Annotated in this window: 19 protein-coding genes and 3 tRNA genes; 19 read left to right on the top strand and 3 right to left on the bottom strand. The window is 68.6% G+C overall.

Annotated features, from left to right (window positions below):
• Positions 1-55: 55 nt before the first annotated feature.
• Positions 56-1315: an amidohydrolase family protein gene (locus ACWIF2_RS06120; RefSeq protein ID WP_454358858.1), complete on the bottom strand. Its 1260-nt coding sequence runs from the start codon at positions 1313-1315 to the stop codon at positions 56-58.
• A 272-nt stretch (positions 1316-1587) separates the two neighbouring features.
• On the opposite strand from ACWIF2_RS06120, the gene ACWIF2_RS06125 reads away from it, so the two are divergent.
• The 9 genes from ACWIF2_RS06125 (at position 1588) to ACWIF2_RS06165 (ending at position 6826) form a co-directional block, all read left to right on the top strand.
• Positions 1588-1660: transfer RNA gene (locus ACWIF2_RS06125), tRNA-Thr, on the top strand.
• Between the two features lie 46 nt (positions 1661-1706).
• Positions 1707-1779: transfer RNA gene (locus tag ACWIF2_RS06130), tRNA-Met, on the top strand.
• 89 nt (positions 1780-1868) lie between these two features.
• Entirely contained in the window at positions 1869-2033 is a 165-nt protein-coding gene (gene rpmG / locus ACWIF2_RS06135) for a 50S ribosomal protein L33 (RefSeq protein WP_003948671.1), read from the top strand.
• A gap of 100 nt (positions 2034-2133) precedes the next feature.
• Entirely contained in the window at positions 2134-2586 is a 453-nt protein-coding gene (locus ACWIF2_RS06140; protein ID WP_454358859.1) for an FAS1-like dehydratase domain-containing protein, read from the top strand.
• An 8-nt stretch (positions 2587-2594) separates the two neighbouring features.
• A complete protein-coding gene (locus ACWIF2_RS06145; protein ID WP_382490696.1) occupies positions 2595-3023 on the top strand; it encodes a MaoC family dehydratase in 429 nt (142 codons plus the stop codon).
• 130 nt (positions 3024-3153) lie between these two features.
• Positions 3154-3708 carry a TetR/AcrR family transcriptional regulator gene (locus ACWIF2_RS06150; protein ID WP_454358860.1) on the top strand — a complete coding sequence of 185 codons (555 nt, stop codon included), beginning with the start codon at positions 3154-3156 and terminating at the stop codon, positions 3706-3708.
• 91 nt (positions 3709-3799) lie between these two features.
• Positions 3800-5236 (top strand): MFS transporter, encoded by a 1437-nt coding sequence (locus tag ACWIF2_RS06155; RefSeq protein ID WP_454358861.1) that lies wholly within the window; start codon positions 3800-3802, stop codon positions 5234-5236.
• 58 nt (positions 5237-5294) lie between these two features.
• Positions 5295-5675 carry a DUF3291 domain-containing protein gene (locus ACWIF2_RS06160; protein ID WP_454358862.1) on the top strand — a complete coding sequence of 127 codons (381 nt, stop codon included), beginning with the start codon at positions 5295-5297 and terminating at the stop codon, positions 5673-5675.
• A gap of 92 nt (positions 5676-5767) precedes the next feature.
• Complete coding sequence (locus tag ACWIF2_RS06165; protein ID WP_454358863.1) at positions 5768-6826, top strand: UDP-N-acetylmuramate dehydrogenase; 1059 nt, start codon at positions 5768-5770, stop codon at positions 6824-6826.
• 31 nt (positions 6827-6857) lie between these two features.
• On the opposite strand, the gene ACWIF2_RS06170 is transcribed toward ACWIF2_RS06165, so the two are convergent.
• On the bottom strand, positions 6858-7889 hold the full coding sequence (locus tag ACWIF2_RS06170; RefSeq protein WP_454358864.1) for an adenosine deaminase: 1032 nt from the start codon (positions 7887-7889) through the stop codon (positions 6858-6860).
• 159 nt (positions 7890-8048) lie between these two features.
• Complete coding sequence (locus ACWIF2_RS06175) at positions 8049-9275, bottom strand: pyridoxal phosphate-dependent aminotransferase (RefSeq protein WP_454358865.1); 1227 nt, start codon at positions 9273-9275, stop codon at positions 8049-8051.
• A gap of 307 nt (positions 9276-9582) precedes the next feature.
• Here ACWIF2_RS06175 and ACWIF2_RS06180 point away from each other — a divergent pair.
• The 10 genes from ACWIF2_RS06180 to rpoB all read left to right on the top strand — a co-directional run bounded on the left by ACWIF2_RS06180 (position 9583) and on the right by rpoB (position 19657).
• A tRNA-Trp gene (locus ACWIF2_RS06180) sits at positions 9583-9655 on the top strand.
• A 108-nt stretch (positions 9656-9763) separates the two neighbouring features.
• Complete coding sequence (secE, locus tag ACWIF2_RS06185) at positions 9764-10048, top strand: preprotein translocase subunit SecE (RefSeq protein WP_104785540.1); 285 nt, start codon at positions 9764-9766, stop codon at positions 10046-10048.
• Between the two features lie 80 nt (positions 10049-10128).
• Positions 10129-10953, top strand: coding sequence for a transcription termination/antitermination protein NusG (gene nusG, locus ACWIF2_RS06190; RefSeq protein WP_454358866.1), 825 nt, complete (start codon positions 10129-10131; stop codon positions 10951-10953).
• A 161-nt stretch (positions 10954-11114) separates the two neighbouring features.
• Positions 11115-11549 carry a 50S ribosomal protein L11 gene (rplK, locus tag ACWIF2_RS06195; protein WP_031141270.1) on the top strand — a complete coding sequence of 145 codons (435 nt, stop codon included), beginning with the start codon at positions 11115-11117 and terminating at the stop codon, positions 11547-11549.
• Positions 11550-11625: 76 nt separating this feature from the next.
• The gene (rplA, locus tag ACWIF2_RS06200) at positions 11626-12351 is read left to right on the top strand and encodes a 50S ribosomal protein L1 (RefSeq protein ID WP_215119478.1); all 726 of its coding nucleotides are present in this window, start codon (positions 11626-11628) and stop codon (positions 12349-12351) included.
• Positions 12352-12479: 128 nt separating this feature from the next.
• Positions 12480-13346 carry a hypothetical protein gene (locus tag ACWIF2_RS06205; protein WP_454358867.1) on the top strand — a complete coding sequence of 289 codons (867 nt, stop codon included), beginning with the start codon at positions 12480-12482 and terminating at the stop codon, positions 13344-13346.
• A 93-nt stretch (positions 13347-13439) separates the two neighbouring features.
• Positions 13440-14270, top strand: a complete 831-nt coding sequence (locus tag ACWIF2_RS06210) for an LppX_LprAFG lipoprotein (protein WP_454358868.1) — start codon at positions 13440-13442, stop codon at positions 14268-14270.
• A 293-nt stretch (positions 14271-14563) separates the two neighbouring features.
• Positions 14564-15094 (top strand): 50S ribosomal protein L10, encoded by a 531-nt coding sequence (rplJ, locus tag ACWIF2_RS06215; RefSeq protein ID WP_454358869.1) that lies wholly within the window; start codon positions 14564-14566, stop codon positions 15092-15094.
• 114 nt (positions 15095-15208) lie between these two features.
• Positions 15209-15598: a 50S ribosomal protein L7/L12 gene (rplL, locus tag ACWIF2_RS06220; RefSeq protein WP_189728713.1), complete on the top strand. Its 390-nt coding sequence runs from the start codon at positions 15209-15211 to the stop codon at positions 15596-15598.
• A gap of 573 nt (positions 15599-16171) precedes the next feature.
• A complete protein-coding gene (rpoB, locus tag ACWIF2_RS06225) occupies positions 16172-19657 on the top strand; it encodes a DNA-directed RNA polymerase subunit beta (RefSeq protein ID WP_454358870.1) in 3486 nt (1161 codons plus the stop codon).
• The last annotated feature ends 2 nt before the right edge of the window (positions 19658-19659 follow it).

Genomic DNA, 19659 nt, shown 5'->3' on the forward strand with positions numbered 1-19659 from the left:
CCGGCCCCCGGCTCTACGACACCTCACGCTGCCCCTACGACACCTCACCCTGCCCCTACGACACCTCCCCCCGCCCCTGCCGCGGCAGCCCCAGTTCCGCCGAAGCCGCCGAATCGCAGTACTCCCGGACCGCGCTGGTCCGCGCCACCACACGCCCCCGGTGCACCACCACCCGGCTGTACGCCAGCGAGAGCGCCCCCGCCAGCCGGTCCCCGCGCACCGCGAGCAGTTCGGCGGGGAAGCCCGCCTCCACGCGCACCTCGGGCAGCCCCAGCACCGCCCGCGCCGACCCGCTCACCGCGTCGTACGCCTCCTCGGGCGCCAGCCCGTAGCGGGAGGCCAGCAGGAACGCCGCCTCCAGCGGGTCGCCGCGCCCCACGGGGTTCGAAACGTCCCGCAGCGCCCCGCTCCCGGCGGCCACCCGCACCCCGGCCGCGCGCAGCAGCCGCACCGGAGCCGCTCCCCGCCGGTCCACGCCGCCGCAGCCGCCCTGCGGCAGACACACCACCGCCACCCCGGCCGCCGCGAGCTGGTCGGCGGTCCGCGAGGCCACCTCGGTGGGCAGCCGCCCGAGGTCGCCGCACGGACTCAGGGTCACGCCGGGACGCAACCCGCCCGCCATCGCGGCGAGCCGGGCCAGCCGCGCCGGATCCTCGGCGTCCGTGTGCAGGTCGACGGGACAGCCGTGCTCGGAGGCCACCTCCAGGACCGCTTCCACGTACCCCGTCGGATCCGGATCGAGGTCGGGCCGGCCGCCCACCACCGAGGCGCCCATCTTCACCGCGTCCCGCAGCACCGCGAGCCCGTCCGCCCCGGCCACCCCGGTCAGCACCCGGGGCATCGCCACCGTCGTCAGCTCGGCCAGCCCCCGCAGAGCGCGCCGCGCCTGCAACACGGCCTCCAGCGCGCCCAGTCCCTGGACGTCCCCCACGCGCACGTGGGCCCGCAGCGCGGTCGCCCCGTGCCCGAGCTGGAGCAGCGCGGCCTCGGTCGCCCGGCGCTGCACGTCCTGCGGCTCGTACGGGACAGGTCCCTCGGAGTCGGCCGACAGGGCCGTGTCCGCGTGGGCGTGCGGTTCGGCAGGGGCCGGCAGGAGCAGATAGCCGCCGAGGTCCACCCGCGCCCCGCACGCGCGCGTGCCGCCCGCCGCCAGGCTGCCGGCCGTCCCGACCGCCTCGATGTGCCCGCCGCCCAGCCGTACGTCCACGGTCCGGCCGTCGGTGAGCCGCGCCCCGCACAGCAGCAGCGGCGACGGGTCGGCCGGACCCGGCGAGGACGACGGGGGCGGTGGCGGCTGCGGGCGGCTGTCGGGCATCGCGCTCCAGGGGCTCGGGCTTGCGCACGGGAGGACGCATGATCACGCAGAGTGAGTCGAGCCTAGGACGGCCTCCCGCCCATGGCGGGGAGGAGCGCAATAGTCGTACCGGTGTGGCCCGCTGTGCGGAAGGGAAGCCGGAGGGAAGCGGGAAGGGAACCCGGAGGGCAGGCGCTTCCGAGCCGTCGGCAGGACGGTCCGCGCGCCCGCGGCGGGTACCCCGAAACGGATTTGGGTGAACGGCTGCAGACCGTGTAATGTCTTCATCGCTCGCCCCAATAGCTCAGTCGGCAGAGCGTCTCCATGGTAAGGAGAAGGTCAACGGTTCGATTCCGTTTTGGGGCTCTGGTGTGTGAGGTTCCCGCCGCGAGGCGGGGTCCGATCGCATCACAGCGGTGTAGCTCAGTCGGTAGAGCAAGCGGCTCATAATCGCTGTGTCACCGGTTCAAGTCCGGTCACCGCTACTGACAGTAGCCGATTGCGGGGTCGGTCCTTCGATCGGCTACTCTTCTATGCGTTAAACCATCCCATCCGTTCGTCAAGGAGCACTCACGTGGCTGCCACCGACGTCCGCCCGAAGATCACGCTGGCCTGCGTGGAGTGCAAGGAGCGGAACTACATCACCAAGAAGAACCGGCGTAACAACCCGGACCGTCTTGAGATGAAGAAGCACTGCCCGCGTTGCAACGCGCACACCGCGCACCGCGAGACGCGATAAAACAGGCTCGTACACGAGGCCGCTCCCGAGTGATCGGGGGCGGCCTCGCGTCGTTGAATGACCCGTACCGGTCAGTAGAGCAACCAGGAGGTGCCGAGCCATGGCGCTCGACCAGTCCTTCGTGGGGCGGACGTACCCGCCCACCGCGCCCTACGAGGTGGGCCGGGAGAAGATCCGTGAGTTCGCCGAGGCGGTCGGGGACGCCAACCCGGCGTACACGGACGCGGAGGCGGCCAAGGCACTCGGCCACCCCGACGTGATCGCGCCGCCGACCTTCGTCTTCTCGATCACCTTCAAGGCCGCCGGCCAGGTCGTCCAGGACCCCCAGCTCGGCCTGGACTACAGCCGGGTGGTGCACGGCGACCAGAAGTTCGCCTACCGTCGCCCGGTCCGCGCCGGCGACCGGCTCACGGTCACCTCGACCATCGAGGCCGTCAAGTCCCTCGCGGGCAACGACATCCTGGACATCCGCGGTGAGGTCCACGACGAGGCCGGCGAGCACGTCGTGACCGCCTGGACCAAGCTTGTGGCCCGCGCGGCCGAGGAGGCGTGAGCGATCCCATGACGGCGAAGATCTCCTACTCCGACGTCGAGGTCGGCACCGAACTGCCCGCGCAGACCTTCCCCGTGACCCGCGCGAACCTCGTTCAGTACGCGGGCGCCTCCGGCGACTTCAACCCGATCCACTGGAACGAGAAGTTCGCCAAGGAGGTCGGCCTGCCGGATGTCATCGCGCACGGCATGTTCACCATGGCCGAGGCGATCCGCGTGGTCACCGACTGGGCGGGCGACCCGGGGGCGGTCGTCGAGTACGGCGTCCGCTTCACCAAGCCGGTCGTCGTCCCGAACGACGACGAGGGCGCCCTGATCGAGGTCGCGGGCAAGATCGCGGCCAAGCTCGACGACAACACCGTCCGTGTGGACCTGACGGCGACCAGCGCCGGGCAGAAGGTGCTGGGCATGTCGCGAGCGGTCGTGCGGCTGGCCTGAGCGGCGAGACGATGTAAGGGGCGCTCTCTGGGCGAGGCGCCCCTTACGCATATGGCGAGGCGCCCCTTACGCATATGGAGTCCTCGGCGCCCGCTTGACGTGGTTAGTGATTGAGTACTAACTTACTTGTATGGCCAGGATGAGTGCAGAGGAGAGGCGCGAGAGCGTCATCCGTGCGGCGACGGCCGAGTTCGCCCGCGGCGGCTATCACGGCACGTCGACCGAGGCGATCGCCCGCCGGGTCGGCGTCTCGCAGCCGTATCTCTTCCGGCTCTTCCCCGGTAAGAAGGCGATCTTCCTGGCGGCGGCCCAGCGGTGCGTCGAGGACACCATCCGGATGTTCGCGGAGGCCGCCGAGGGACTGGAGGGCGAAGAGGCCCTCCACGCCATGGGTGGTGCGTACATCACGACCATCTCCGAACAGCCCGAGCGGCTGATGATGCAGATGCAGATGTACCTCGCCGTGGCGGCCGCCGAGGAGGAGGGCGACCACGAGTTCGGCGAGGCCGTGCGCGCGGGCTGGATGCGGCTGTGGGACACCGTCCATCTGCCGCTGGGGGCCGACGTCAACGGCACGACGACTTTCATGGCCCAGGGCATGCTCATCAACTGCCTGGTGGCCATGGGTTTCCCGGCCGATCACCGGGTTTGGGCGGGGCTGACCCCGCCGGCGGCCGAGGGCTGACAGGGAAGCGTGAGAAGGCCGGCCGTTTTCATGGTCTCGAAAGTTAGTAATCAATAACTAATCGATCAAGTGATCACCCCTTGGGGGAGCGATGTCACAGCAGACCGCACGCCGCGGGGGAGCCGCCTGGGCCCTCGTCATCACCAGCGTCGCCGGATTCATGGCGGCCCTCGACAACCTCGTCGTCACCACCGCCCTGCCCTCCATCCGCGAGGACCTCGGCGGCGCCCTGCACGATCTGGAATGGACCGTGAGCGCCTACACGCTCACCTTCGCCGTCCTGCTGATGTTCGGCGCGGCCCTCGGCGACCGCTTCGGCCGCCGCCGGCTCTTCATAGTGGGACTCGCCGTCTTCACCGGGGCCTCCGCCGCGGCGGCCATGGCACCCGGCATCGACTCCCTCATCGCCGCCCGCGCGGTCCAGGGCGCCGGAGCGGCCGTCATGATGCCGCTCACGCTCACGCTGTTGACCGCTGCCGTACCCGAGGCCAAGCGGGGCATGGCGTACGGCATCTGGGGCGCTGTCAACGGACTGGCCGTCGCCTCCGGCCCGCTGGTCGGAGGCACCCTCACCGAACACATCTCCTGGCAGTGGATCTTCTGGCTGAACGTCCCGCTGGGCCTGGCCCTGCTGCCGCTCGCCCGGCTGCGCCTCGCCGAGTCGCACGGCACCGGCTCCCCGCTCGACGTCCCCGGCACCCTGCTCGCCAGCGGCGGTCTCTTCGGGATCGTCTACGGCCTGGTCCGCGGCCCCGTCGACGGCTGGACCGGCTCGCTGGTCCTGACGGGCCTGTTCGCGGGCACCGCACTGCTCGCGGGCTTCGTCCTCTACAGCACCCGCGCCAAGAACCCCATGCTCCCGATGCGGCTCTTCCGCTCCCGGGCGTTCTCCGGCATCAACGCGGCGAGCCTGCTGATGTTCCTCGGCATGTTCGGCTCGATCTTCCTGCTCAGCCAGTACATGCAGGGCGTCCTCGGCTACTCGCCCACCGAGGCGGGCCTCAGGATGCTGCCCTGGACCGGTATGCCGATGCTGGTCGCCCCGATCGCCGGCCTCCTCGCGGACCGCATCGGCGGCCGCCCGGTCGTCGCCGCCGGCCTGTTCCTGCAGGCCCTGGGCCTCGGCTACATGTCGGTCGTGGCCACGGCGGACGCCTCCTACACCGCGCAGCTGCCCGCCCTGATCGTCAGCGGCATCGGCATGGCCCTGTACTTCGCCCCCGCCGCGCACCTGGTGATGTCCAGCGTCCGGCCCCAGGAGCAGGGCATCGCCTCCGGCGCGAACAACGCCCTGCGCGAGGTGGGCGGAGCGCTCGGCATCGCCGTCATGGCGTCGATCTTCGCGGCCCAGGGCGGCTACGAATCCGGCCAGGCCTTCGTCGACGGCATGAGGCCGGCCCTGGTCACAGGCTCGGCGGTGGTCGGCCTCGCGGGCATCGCGGCCCTGCTGATCCCGACCCGGCGGCACACCGAGCGACAGGCGGCCCCGGCCGAACCGGCGCCCGTCCTGGAAACCGTTTCCCATTGACGCCGAAAAGACCGACGACCCGACACCGAGAGCCTGACGACCCGAAGGAGGAACAGCCATGCCCACCCTTCCCTGGACCGTCCCGAACACCCCGCCCCGCGACACCGAGGTGCACGTCTTCGCCTCCCGGTTCGAAACCCGCACCCTGTGGGGAGCGCTCAAGTTCTTCGCCGGAACCCCCGCCGTCTGGCGGCAGGTGCGCAGCAGCCCGGGCGCCTACGGGGCCAGCCTGATGGCGAAGCCCCTCAAGCGGACCTTCTGGACGCTGTCCGCCTGGGAGTCGAAGGCCGCGCTCGACGACTTCGTCCGCTCGGGCGCCCACCGGCCGGCTGCCCGGGCTCTCGCCCCGCAGATGAGGGACGCGGCGTTCACCACCTGGCAGGCGAGGAGCGAGGACCTCCCGCTCTCCTGGTCCGAGGCGCTGCGGCGCCTGCCCTGACAGCCACGCGCGCGTGCGGCCCCACTTCCTGCCGAAGGGGCCGCACGTACGCGTGCCCGAGGCTGACAGTGCCGTCTCGTACTCTTGAGCCCGTGCAGGAACTCCACGACGCCCCCCTCGCCCCGCTGACCACCTTCCGGCTGGGCGGTCCCGCGACCCGGCTGATCACCGCGACGACGGACGACGAGGTGATCGCCGTCGTCCGCGAAGCCGACGAGGCGGGCACCCCGCTGCTGCTCATCGGCGGCGGCTCGAACCTGGTCATCGGCGACAAGGGCTTCGAGGGCACCGCCCTCGTCATCGCCACCCAGGGCTTCTCCCTCGACGGCACCCGGCTTGAGCTGGCCGCCGGCGAGGTGTGGACCGACGCCGTCGCCCGCACGGTCGAGGCGGGCCTCGCCGGCATCGAGTGCCTGGCCGGCATCCCCGGCTCGGCTGGCGCGACCCCCATCCAGAACGTCGGGGCGTACGGCCAGGAGGTCTCCTCGACGATCACCGAGGTCGTCGCGTACGACCGCCGGACCGGCGAGACGGTCACCCTGGCCAACGAGGACTGCGCCTTCTCCTACCGCCACAGCCGCTTCAAGTCCGACCCGGAGCGATTCGTGGTGCTGCGCGTGCGCTTCTCCCTGGAGGACGCGGGCGGTCTCTCCGCCCCCCTCAGGTACGCCGAGACGGCCCGCGCCCTCGGAGTCGAGGCCGGCGACCGCGTCCCGCTCGCATCGGCTCGCGAGACGGTGCTCAAGCTCCGCGCCGGCAAGGGCATGGTCCTGGACGCCGAGGACCACGACACCTGGTCGGCCGGCTCCTTCTTCACCAACCCGATCCTCACGGACACCGACTTCGCGACGTTCCGCGCGCGCGTGAAGCAGCGCCTGGGCGAAGACGCCGAACCCCCCGCCTACCCGGCGGGAGAGGGCCACACCAAGACCTCCGCCGCCTGGCTGATCGACAAGGCGGGCTTCACCAAGGGCTACGGCGACGGCCCCGCCCGCATCTCCACGAAGCACACCCTGGCCCTCACCAACCGGGGAAGCGCGACCACGGAGGACCTCCTCACCCTGGCCCGTGAGGTCGTGGCCGGGGTCCACGGGGCCTTCGGCATCACGCTGGTCAACGAGCCGGTGACGGTAGGGGTCAGCCTCCTCTAGGAGGTCGGCCTCCGGGAGGAGAGGCCGGGCGCTAGGACAGCAGCCAGCCGTCCACCCCCGCCAGCAGCTTCTCCTTCACATCCTCTGGTGCCGCCGACCCCCGGACCGACTGCCGGGCGACCTCCGCCAGCTCCGCGTCCGTGAACCCGTGATGCTGCCGCGCGATCTCGTACTGCGCCGCCAGCCGGGACCCGAACAGCAGGGGGTCGTCCGCGCCCAGAGCCATCGGGACACCCGCCTCGAACAAGGTCCGCAGAGGCACGTCCTCCGGCTTCTCGTAGACACCGAGCGCCACGTTCGACGCCGGGCACACCTCACACGTCACACCCCGGTCGGCCAGACGCTTCAGCAGCCGTGGGTCCTCCGCCGCCCGGACCCCGTGCCCGATCCGGTTCGCGCCCAGGTCGTCCAGGCAGTCCCGCACCGACGACGGGCCCGTCAGCTCGCCCCCGTGCGGCGCCGACAGCAGCCCGGCCTCCCGCGCGATGCCGAACGCCCGGTCGAAGTCCCGAGCCATCCCCCGGCGTTCGTCGTTGGAGAGCCCGAAGCCGACCACGCCCCGGTCCGCGTACCGCACCGCCAGCCGGGCCAGCGTGCGCGCGTCCAGCGGGTGCTTCATCCGGTTCGCCGCGACCAGGACCCGCATACCGAGCCCCGTCTCACGCGACGTCGTCTCCACCGCGTCGAGGATGACCTCCAGCGCTGGGATCAGACCCCCCAGCCGCGGTGCGTACGACGTGGGGTCGACCTGGATCTCCAGCCACCCCGAGCCGTCCCGCAGATCCTCCTCCGCGGCCTCCCGCACCAGCCGCTGGATGTCCTCCGGCTCCCGAAGGCACGAGCGCGCCGCGTCGTACAGCCGCTGAAAGCGGAACCAGCCCCGCTCGTCCGTCGCCCGCAGTCTCGGCGGCTCCCCGCTGACCAGCGCCTCGCTCAGCGCGTCGGGCAGCCGCACCCCGTACTTGTCGGCCAGTTCCAGCACGGTCGAGGGTCGCATCGACCCGGTGAAGTGCAGGTGCAGATGGGCTTTCGGCAGTTCAGAGACATCACGTACACGCTCCATCCCAGGATCCTGCCGTATGCCTCAGCCGTCCCGACAGCGTTTTCCCCGAACGTGGTCTTGCTCGCACGCGCACACGAGAACACGCGCACACGAGAAAGCGGGCCGCTCCCCGCCAGGGGAACGGCCCGTTACCAACCTACTCACGTGAGTAGGTTGGGATCAGTCCCTGGCCTCCGCCAGCAGCTTCTGCACCCTGCTCACGCCCTCGACGAGATCCTCGTCACCCAGCGCGTACGACAGCCGCAGATAGCCGGGCGTGCCGAACGCCTCACCCGGCACCACCGCGACCTCGGACTCCTCCAGGATCAGCGCGGCCAGCTCGACGGTGTCCTTGGGCCGGCGCCCCCGGATCTCCTTGCCGACCAGGCCCTTCACCGACGGGTACGCATAGAACGCGCCCTCCGGCTCCGGGCACACCACGCCGTCGATCTCGTTCAGCATCCGCACGATGGTCTTGCGGCGCCGGTCGAACGCCTCACGCATCTTCGCCACGGCATCCAGGTCACCGGAGACTGCGGCCAGCGCGGCCACCTGCGCGACGTTGGACACGTTCGACGTGGCGTGGGACTGGAGGTTCGTCGCGGCCTTGACCACGTCCTTCGGGCCGATGATCCACCCGACCCGCCAGCCGGTCATCGCGTACGTCTTCGCGACACCGTTGACCACGACGCACTTGTCGCGCAGCTCGGGCACCACGGCCGGCAGCGACACGGCGGAGGCGTCGCCGTAGACCAGGTGCTCGTAGATCTCGTCGGTCAGCACCCACAGGCCGTGCTCGGCGGCCCAGCGGCCGATCGCCTCGGTCTCGGTCTCGCTGTACACCGCGCCCGTCGGGTTGGAGGGCGACACGAAGAGGACCACCTTGGTCTTCTCCGTACGGGCCGCCTCCAGCTGCTCCACGGACACCCGGTAGCCGGTCGTCTCGTCGGCGACGACCTCCACCGGGACACCCCCGGCCAGCCGGATCGACTCCGGGTACGTCGTCCAGTACGGCGCGGGCACGATGACCTCGTCGCCCGGGTCCAGGATCGCGGCGAAGGCCTCGTAGATGGCCTGCTTGCCGCCGTTGGTGACGAGGATCTGCGACGCGTCGACCTCGTAGCCCGAGTCGCGCAGCGTCTTCGCGGCGATCGCGGCCTTCAGCTCGGGCAGACCGCCGGCCGGCGTGTAGCGGTGGTACTTCGGGTTCTTGCAGGCCTCGATCGCGGCCTCGACGATGTAGTCCGGGGTCGGGAAGTCGGGCTCACCGGCGCCGAAGCCGATCACCGGCCGCCCGGCTGCCTTGAGGGCCTTGGCCTTGGCGTCCACGGCGAGGGTGGCGGACTCGGAGATCGCGCCGACTCGGGCGGAGACCCGGCGCTCGGTGGGAGGGGTTGCAGGGCTCATGGGCCCCATCGTTTCAGACCGGAAACGCTCGCGGCACGGGGGTTTCACAGACTGAACAACGTCGGGCAAACCCCCGGACAACAGTACGGATCGGCCGCCCGGCCTGGGCGATCTTCAGCCTGATACCCACCGCCCCGCCCCCTGTTCCCGGGGTGATCTCATGCCAACGGGGCCTCCCGCGGGCCCTTTCTGTTCGACGACCGGCCGCAGACCACGTACACTCTCACCTCGTTGGCCTTCAGCAGGCCGCGCCCGTTCGGTGCACACCACGCATCCGGATGGATGCGGTACGTTGGGGGACACACAAAGGGTCGTAGCTCAATTGGTAGAGCACTGGTCTCCAAAACCAGCGGTTGGGGGTTCAAGTCCCTCCGGCCCTGCTACACACACCTTCGCCAGGATGTGTGCGCATGTACGTACAGCAATGCACCGCCGTGCGGCTCAGACCGGGCGCGGCACGGCCACGACCCGGAATCAGGTGAGGACGAGTGACGGACGCCGTGGGCTCCATCGACATGCCTGATGCCCAGGATGAGGCGCCGGAGTCCAAGAAGGCCCGCAAGGGCGGCAAGCGCGGCAAGAAGGGCCCGCTGAAGCGCCTGGCCCTCTTCTACCGCCAGATCGTCGCGGAGCTGCGCAAGGTCGTCTGGCCGACGCGCAACCAGCTGACGACGTATACGACCGTGGTGATCATCTTTGTCGTCATCATGATCGGCCTGGTCACCGTGATTGACTATGGACTCAGCAACGCCGCCAAGTACGTGTTCGGCTGAGCAGCCCGCGAAGAGCGCCGAGGTACCCGGCGCTCCTTTCGCATGTTCCACCCCTATGTATCCAGGAAGAAGCAGCCACCGTGTCTGACCCGAACGTGAACGACGCCATCGAGCCTGTCGAGTCCGTCGAGGACGAGCTCGACACCGTCGAGGGCGCGGACAGCGAGGACACCGAGACCTCCGCCGAGGTCGAGGCTGCCGACGCCGTCGCGGACGACGACGCCGAAGCGGAGACCGAGGACGCCGAAGAGGCCGCGGAAGAACTCGAGGAAGAGCCCGAGGACGACCGCGACCCGATCGAGAAGCTCCGCGAGGAACTGCGGGTCCTGCCCGGCGAGTGGTACGTGATCCACACCTACGCCGGCTACGAGAACCGCGTGAAGACCAACCTCGAGCAGCGCGCCGTCTCGCTCAACGTCGAGGACTACATCTTCCAGGCCGAGGTGCCGCAGGAAGAGGTCGTCCAGATCAAGAACGGCGACCGCAAGACGATCAAGCAGAACAAGCTCCCCGGCTACGTCCTCGTCCGCATGGACCTGACGAACGAGTCATGGGGCGTCGTCCGCAACACCCCCGGCGTCACCGGCTTCGTGGGCAACGCCTACGACCCGTACCCGCTGACCCTGGACGAGATCGTCAAGATGCTCGCCCCGGAGGCCGAGGAGAAGGCCGCCCGCGAGGCCGCCGAGGCCGAGGGCAAGCCGGCTCCGTCCCGCAAGGTCGAGGTCCAGGTGCTGGACTTCGAGGTCGGCGACTCGGTCACCGTCACCGACGGCCCGTTCGCCACGCTGCAGGCGACCATCAACGAGATCAACCCGGACTCGAAGAAGGTCAAGGGCCTCGTCGAGATCTTCGGCCGCGAGACGCCGGTCGAGCTCTCCTTCGACCAGATCCAGAAGAACTAGCAGACACCAGCTTCCGAGCAGGTCAGACGGGCTCCTGGAGCCTGCCTGACCTGCTCGGTTTTTGGCCGCACATGGATACCCGTTATCGTTGTGCGGTATGCCTCCAGCCGGATGATCCGGTTCGGAGGCTGGAAAACTCTCACTAGGACCCGGAGAGAGCAATGCCTCCCAAGAAGAAGAAGGTCACGGGGCTCATCAAGCTCCAGATCCAGGCCGGTGCCGCCAACCCGGCTCCGCCGGTCGGCCCCGCGCTGGGCCAGCACGGCGTCAACATCATGGAGTTCTGCAAGGCCTACAACGCCGCGACCGAGTCGCAGCGTGGCTGGGTCATCCCGGTGGAGATCACGGTCTACGAGGACCGTTCCTTCACCTTCATCACCAAGACCCCGCCGGCCGCCAAGATGATCCTGAAGGCCGCGGGCATCGAGAAGGGCTCGGGCGAGCCGCACAAGACCAAGGTCGCGAAGATCACGCGTGACCAGGTCCGTGAGATCGCCACGACCAAGATGCCCGACCTCAACGCCAACGACCTGGACGCCGCCGCGAAGATCATCGCCGGCACCGCCCGTTCCATGGGCGTCACGGTCGAGGACTGAGTCCCAACTCCATCAGCAGAAGTGGCAGGGCCGGCTCGGCCCGGACCACGACTCCTAAGAATCCACAGGAGCAGTAGTGAGCAAGCGCAGCAAGTCCCTTCGCGCTGCGGACGCCAAGATCGACCGGGAGAAGCTCTACGCCCCGCTCGAGGCCGTCCGTCTCGCCAAGGAGACCTCCACGACCAAGTTCGACGGCACCGTCGAGGTCGCCTTCCGTCTGGGTGTCGACCCGCGCAAGGCCGACCAGATGGTCCGTGGCACCGTGAACCTCCCGCACGGCACCGGTAAGACCGCCCGGGTCCTGGTCTTCGCGACCGGTGACCGTGCCGAGGCCGCTCGTGCCGCGGGCGCCGACATCGTCGGCGCCGACGAGCTGATCGACGAAGTGTCGAAGGGCCGTCTGGACTTCGACGCCGTCGTCGCCACCCCGGACCTCATGGGCAAGGTCGGCCGCCTCGGCCGTGTGCTCGGTCCGCGTGGTCTGATGCCGAACCCGAAGACCGGCACCGTCACCCCCGATGTCACCAAGGCTGTCAACGACATCAAGGGCGGCAAGATCGAGTTCCGCGTCGACAAGCACTCGAACCTGCACTTCATCATCGGCAAGACGTCGTTCGACGACACCAAGCTGGTGGAGAACTACGGCGCGGCGCTGGAGGAGATCCTCCGTCTGAAGCCGTCCGCCGCCAAGGGTCGCTACATCAAGAAGGCCGCCATCAGCACCACGATGGGCCCCGGCATTCCGGTCGACTCCAACCGCACCCGCAACCTCCTCGTCGAGGAGGACCCGGCCGCGGTCTGAGCCTGACGGCTCGCCCAACCGGTCACGGGCCCCGCACCTCTCACAGGTGCGGGGCCCGTTCCCTTTTCCGGTACGTACGCCGGTGGCCTGGGTTAACGTGCGGGAACCGGATGCGAACGGGGGGACGTATGCAGGGCAGGACCGTGCGCCGCGTGGGCCAGGTGCTCGCGCTGGCGACCGCACTGACGGGGGTGGCCGCCTGCACCTTCTCGGACTCCTCCGACCGCTCGGGCGAGGACGACCGTGCCGCGCGCGGCACCTCCCTGGCGGCCCTGCGCTCCGCCGAACGGGCCACCGCACGGGCCGAGTCCGCCCGGGTCGAGTCCACGACGACCATGGGCTCGCTGATGTCCATGACCGCCGACGGCACCCTCGGCTGGAGCGACGGCATCACCGGCACCCTCACCATCACCTACACCGGCGGCACGATCGCCGACACCATGCGCAGGCTCGGCACCACCTCGATGGAGGCCCGCTATCTGCCCGACGCCTACTACGCGCGCATGGGTGACAAGTTCGCCGAGCAGACCGACGGCAGACACTGGATCCGGTACGCGTACGACGACCTCGAAGCCCTCACCGGCGGCTCCGGGGCCCACCTCGGCGACCAGATGCGCACCACCACGCCCAATCAGTCCGTGAAACTCCTGCTGGCCTCCGGGGACGTCCGGAAGATGGGCGAGGAGACCGTGCGCGGCCGGACCGCCACGCATTACTCCGGCACCGTGGCCACGGCGGACGTCACCGACGACGGCCTGAAGGAGCAGCTCACCGAGGCCGGCGTCACCACCGAGACCGTCGACATCTGGGTCGACGAGCGGAACCTGCTGGTCAAGAAGGTGGAGAAGGCGCGGATGACGACCGGCCGGATGACCCAGACCGCGCACTACCGCGACTACGGCGTGCGGGTCCGGGCGGAGCGTCCCCCGCTCTCCGACACCGGGGACTTCGCGGACCTGATGCGGAAGAAGGCCGGTACAACCGGTACGCCCTGAGGCTGCCGGGAATTCGGATAGGTCACTTGTGCCCCTCTGGGATAGGCTCACCGCCTTGCTGTGAAGCAATCATGTATTCCTTGGGGGGAATCAATGAGGACATCCATACCCGTCGCCGGGCTGGGCGCGCTGTTGCTCGCCGCCGGCGCGGTCGGCTGCGGATCCGAGCAGTCGCCGGAGATGACGCCCGCGGCCGCCGTCGCCAAGGCGGCGAAGAACACGGAGGACATCACGTCCCTCCGGTACCGCCTGAGCGGCACGTCCCCGGGCGAGGGCCGGGTCAAGGGCGAGGCGTCGATGCGCCTGAAGCCCACGGTCGCCATGAGCATGAAGATGACGGCGCCCGACAAGGGAACCGCCGAGGCCATCGAGATCCGCCTCGTCGACAAGGCCATGTACCTCGGTGGGGGAGCCGAGATGGCCAAGGAGATGGACGGCAAGCGCTGGATGAAGTTCGACCTGTCCGGGTCCGAGGCCGGCAAGGAACTGGACCAGGCGGCCAGCAGCACGAGCCAGGCCGAGCAGAACCCGGCGGACCAGTCCGCCTTCCTCACGGGCGCCAAGGACGTGAAGAAGGTCGGCTCCGAGAAGGTCGACGGTGTCGAGACGACCCACTACTCGGGCACGGTCACCCTCGCCGACCTGCGCGCCTCCGCCAAGGACGCCAAGTCGGACACCCGTAAGCAGCGCGAGAAGAGCATCAAGCAGTTCGAGAAGCTCGGCGTCGACAAGCTCACGATGGACATGTGGATCGACGGCGACGACCACACCAAGCAGTTCCGCATGAAGGGCGATGCCGCCAAGGGCCCGCTCGACATGACCATCACCTTCCTCGACTACAACAAGCCGGTGGACGTCAAGGCGCCGCCCGCCAAGGAGGTCGCGGACCTCGCCGGCATGTTCAAGGAGCTCGACGCGAGCTGATCCGGCGTACGGGCGGATTTGCTTGACGGCGATCCGTTCCCGTACCCTCCTGTAGAAGCCAAAGACCGCTGGTCGTTACCGCGTGCTCGGAAGAGGGCGCGGTGGCCGAAGGATCCGCTGAACGGCGGACGACCCGCGCAGGTGACACTGGAAGAGCTCCTGGATTCCGCCGCCCCGTGCGGCCGGACGGCCGGTCGAGCTACGCCCCGTGCGCTTGCGCCGGGGCGTTTCGTTTTCCCCAGTCCTCCTTCGGGTCCGCGCGGTCCGAATCACCCGGAAGGAGGCCGAGGCTCATGGCGAGGCCTGACAAGGTCGATGCCGTCGAGGAGATGCGGGACAAGTTCCGCAACTCCAACGGTGCCGTCGTCACCGCGTACACCGGTCTCACCGTGGCGCAGCTGCAGCAGCTGCGTCGTTCACTCGGTGAGAACGCTAACTACCGTGTGGCGAAGAACACGCTGACCAAGATTGCGGCCAATGAGGCCGGGATCAACACGATCGACGACCTCTTCACGGGTTCGTCGGCCGTCGCCTTCGTGACCGGTGACCCGGTCGAGGCGGCGAAGGGTCTCCGTGACTTCGCCAAGGACAACCCCAACCTCGTCATCAAGGGCGGTGTCCTTGACGGCAAGGCGCTGTCCGCGGACGACATCAAGAAGCTTGCGGACCTCGAGTCCCGCGAGGTTCTGCTCTCCAAGCTGGCCGGTGCCATGAAGGGCAAGCAGTCCCAGGCTGCCTCTGTCTTCCAGGCGCTGCCGTCGAAGCTCGTCCGCACCGTGGACGCGCTCCGTGCCAAGCAGGGCGAGCAGGGCGGTGCCGAGTAACTCGGCTCGCATCCCGGCCCCCGCTGCCTGAACGCGGAGGCCGTCGCGGGCCAGACGTACGCCCGCCTCACATGTACATCCGGCACCTGCCGATTTAGTGGAAGGACCGCCATCATGGCGAAGCTCAGCCAGGACGACCTGCTCGCCCAGTTCGAAGAGATGACCCTCATCGAGCTCTCCGAGTTCGTGAAGGCCTTCGAGGAGAAGTTCGACGTCACCGCCGCCGCTGCCGCGCCGGTCGTCGTCGCCGGTGGTGCCGCTGGTGGCGCCGCCGCCGAGGCCGCCGAGGAGCAGGACGAGTTCGACGTCATCCTCACCGGTGCCGGCGACAAGAAGATCCAGGTCATCAAGGTCGTGCGCGAGCTGACCTCCCTGGGTCTGAAGGAGGCCAAGGACCTCGTGGACGGCGCCCCGAAGCCCGTTCTCGAGAAGGTCGCCAAGGACGCCGCCGAGAAGGCCGCCGAGTCCCTCAAGGGCGCCGGCGCCTCCGTCGAGGTCAAGTAAGACCTCTCGGATCCGTCAGGATCCACGACACGTCCCCCTGGACGTGTAACGCGTAAGCGCGGAAGAGCGATCATCCATCCGGGTGGTCGCTCTTCGGCGTTCCCGGGGTCCGGCCACGGTTGCCTTGCACCCTCAGTGACGGGGGGTATGGTGATCTTCGTCGTGTCTCCGGGCAGCCCCGGTTCGGGCAGGGGGGCCTTGACGAACCGCACGCAGCGCGCAATTCTCAGGACGCGTCGTCACAAGGATCCGTATCCGAGGCATGGATCGACGACGAAGAGGGCAGTATCAACGTGCGTTGAGGGCAGCGCCTTGTCGCAGGAGTGGAACAACGAGGGTCAACACGGGTGTGAAAACCCGGACTGGACATCAGTGTGCCAAGTGGCTACACTGACCCTTTGCGCTGCCTGTTAGCTGTCCCCTGCCCGTCACCAGGGGTCTGCCCTCACCCGAGCATCGACGACAAGAACTGTCTGACCTGGCCTTTCGGCCGGACCGACTCAGCTTGTCTCTGTGTACGGGAGAGGGGCCGGTACGCGCGTAGTGAGTCCGAGCCCTCGGAAGGACCCCCTCTTGGCCGCCTCGCGCAACGCCTCGACCGCGAATACGAACAACGGCGCCAGCACCGCCCCGCTGCGCATTTCCTTTGCAAAGATCAAGGAGCCTCTCGAGGTTCCGAACCTGCTCGCGCTGCAGACCGAGAGCTTCGACTGGCTGCTCGGCAACACCGCTTGGCAGAGTCGGGTCGAGGAGGCTCTGGACAACGGTCAGGACGTCCCCACCAAGTCCGGTCTCGAGGAGATCTTCGAGGAGATCTCCCCGATCGAGGACTTCAGCGGGTCGATGTCGCTGACCTTCCGTGACCACCGCTTCGAGCCGCCGAAGAACTCGATCGACGAGTGCAAGGAGCGCGACTTCACGTACGCGGCTCCGCTCTTCGTCACCGCCGAGTTCACGAACAACGAGACCGGCGAGATCAAGTCCCAGACCGTCTTCATGGGCGACTTCCCGCTCATGACGAACAAGGGCACCTTCGTCATCAACGGCACCGAGCGTGTCGTGGTGTCGCAGCTGGTCCGTTCGCCCGGTGTCTACTTCGACTCCTCCATCGACAAGACGTCCGACAAGGACATCTTCTCCGCCAAGATCATCCCGTCCCGGGGTGCCTGGCTGGAGATGGAGATCGACAAGCGCGACATGGTCGGTGTCCGCATCGACCGCAAGCGCAAGCAGTCCGTCACCGTCCTGCTCAAGGCTCTCGGTTGGACGACCGAGCAGATCCTCGAGGAGTTCGGCGAGTACGAGTCCATGCGCGCCACCCTGGAGAAGGACCACACCCAGGGCCAGGACGACGCGCTGCTCGACATCTACCGCAAGCTGCGTCCGGGCGAGCCCCCCACGCGTGAGGCCGCGCAGACGCTCCTTGAGAACCTGTACTTCAACCCCAAGCGCTACGACCTCGCGAAGGTCGGCCGCTACAAGGTCAACAAGAAGCTGGGCGCGGACGCTCCGCTCGACGCCGGCATCCTGACCGTCGAGGACGTCATCTCGACGATCAAGTACCTGGTGAAGCTGCACGCGGGCGAGACCGAGACGGTCGGCGACAGCGGTACCTCGATCGTCGTCGAGACCGACGACATCGACCACTTCGGCAACCGTCGTCTGCGCAGCGTCGGCGAGCTCATCCAGAACCAGGTCCGTACGGGTCTGGCGCGTATGGAGCGAGTCGTCCGCGAGCGGATGACGACCCAGGACGTCGAGGCGATCACGCCGCAGACCCTGATCAACATCCGGCCGGTCGTCGCCTCCATCAAGGAGTTCTTCGGCACCAGCCAGCTGTCCCAGTTCATGGACCAGAACAACCCGCTGTCGGGTCTGACGCACAAGCGGCGTCTCTCCGCGCTCGGCCCGGGTGGTCTGTCCCGTGAGCGGGCCGGCTTCGAGGTCCGTGACGTGCACCCCTCGCACTACGGCCGCATGTGCCCGATCGAGACGCCCGAAGGCCCGAACATCGGTCTGATCGGCTCGCTCGCCACCTACGGCCGGGTCAACGCGTTCGGTTTCGTCGAGACCCCGTACCGCAAGGTCTTCGAGGGCCAGGTCACCGACCAGGTGGACTACCTGACCGCCGACGAGGAGGACCGCTTCGTCATCGCGCAGGCCAACGCGCCGCTGACGGACGAGCTCCGCTTCGCCGAGGCCCGTGTGCTGGTTCGCCGTAAGGGCGGCGAGGTCGACTACGTCACCGGCGAAGACGTCGACTACATGGACGTCTCGCCGCGCCAGATGGTGTCGGTCGCCACCGCCATGATCCCCTTCCTCGAGCACGACGACGCCAACCGTGCCCTCATGGGCGCGAACATGATGCGTCAGGCCGTGCCGCTGATTAAGTCCGAGTCCCCGCTCGTCGGCACCGGCATGGAGTACCGCTCCGCGGCCGACGCCGGCGACGTGGTCAAGGCCGAGAAGCCCGGTGTGGTCCAGGAGGTCTCCGCGGACTACATCACCACCGCCAACGACGACGGCACGTACATCACGTACCGCCTGGCCAAGTTCGCCCGCTCCAACCAGGGCACCTCGGTCAACCAGAAGGTCATCGTCAACGAGGGCGACCGGATCATCGAGGGCCAGATCCTCGCCGACGGTCCGGCCACCCAGCACGGCGAGATGGCGCTGGGCAAGAACCTGCTCGTGGCGTTCATGCCGTGGGAGGGTCACAACTACGAGGACGCGATCATCCTGTCGCAGCGCCTCGTGCAGGACGACGTCCTCTCCTCGATCCACATCGAGGAGCACGAGGTCGACGCCCGTGACACCAAGCTCGGCCCCGAGGAGATCACCCGGGACATCCCGAACGTCTCCGAGGAGGTCCTCGCCGACCTCGACGAGCGCGGCATCATCCGCATCGGTGCCGAGGTCATCGCCGGTGACATCCTCGTCGGCAAGGTCACGCCCAAGGGTGAGACCGAGCTGACGCCCGAGGAGCGCCTGCTGCGCGCGATCTTCGGTGAGAAGGCCCGTGAGGTCCGTGACACCTCGCTGAAGGTGCCGCACGGCGAGACCGGCAAGGTCATCGGCGTCCGCGTCTTCGACCGCGAGGAGGGCGACGAGCTTCCCCCCGGTGTGAACCAGCTGGTGCGCGTCTACGTCGCGCAGAAGCGCAAGATCACCGACGGTGACAAGCTCGCCGGCCGTCACGGCAACAAGGGCGTCATCTCGAAGATCCTGCCGATCGAGGACATGCCGTTCCTGGAGGACGGCACCCCGGTCGACATCATCCTCAACCCGCTCGGTGTGCCGTCCCGAATGAACCCGGGACAGGTCCTGGAGATCCACCTCGGCTGGCTCGCCAGCCGCGGCTGGGACGTCTCCGGTCTCGCGGACGACTGGGCGCAGCGCCTCCAGGCCATCGAGGCCGACAAGGTCGAGCCCGGCACCAACGTCGCCACCCCCGTCTTCGACGGTGCGCGTGAGGACGAGCTGGCGGGTCTGCTGAACCACACGATCCCGAACCGCGACGGCGAGCGCATGGTGCTCCCGACCGGTAAGGCGCCGCTGTTCGACGGCCGCTCCGGCGAGCCGTTCCCGGAGCCGATCTCGGTCGGCTACATGTACATCCTGAAGCTGCACCACCTGGTCGACGACAAGCTGCACGCCCGTTCGACCGGTCCGTACTCGATGATCACCCAGCAGCCGCTGGGTGGTAAGGCCCAGTTCGGTGGCCAGCGCTTCGGTGAGATGGAGGTGTGGGCGCTGGAGGCTTACGGCGCCGCGTACGCCCTCCAGGAGCTGCTGACCATCAAGTCCGACGACGTCACCGGCCGCGTGAAGGTCTACGAGGCCATCGTCAAGGGCGAGAACATCCCCGAGCCCGGCATCCCCGAGTCCTTCAAGGTGCTCATCAAGGAGATGCAGTCCCTGTGCCTCAACGTGGAGGTGCTGTCCTCGGACGGCATGTCCATCGAGATGCGCGACACCGACGAGGACGTCTTCCGCGCTGCGGAGGAGCTTGGCATCGACCTGTCCCGGCGCGAGCCGAGCAGCGTCGAAGAGGTCTGACG

The sequence above is a fragment of the Streptomyces sp. NPDC055506 genome (assembly GCF_053643595.1).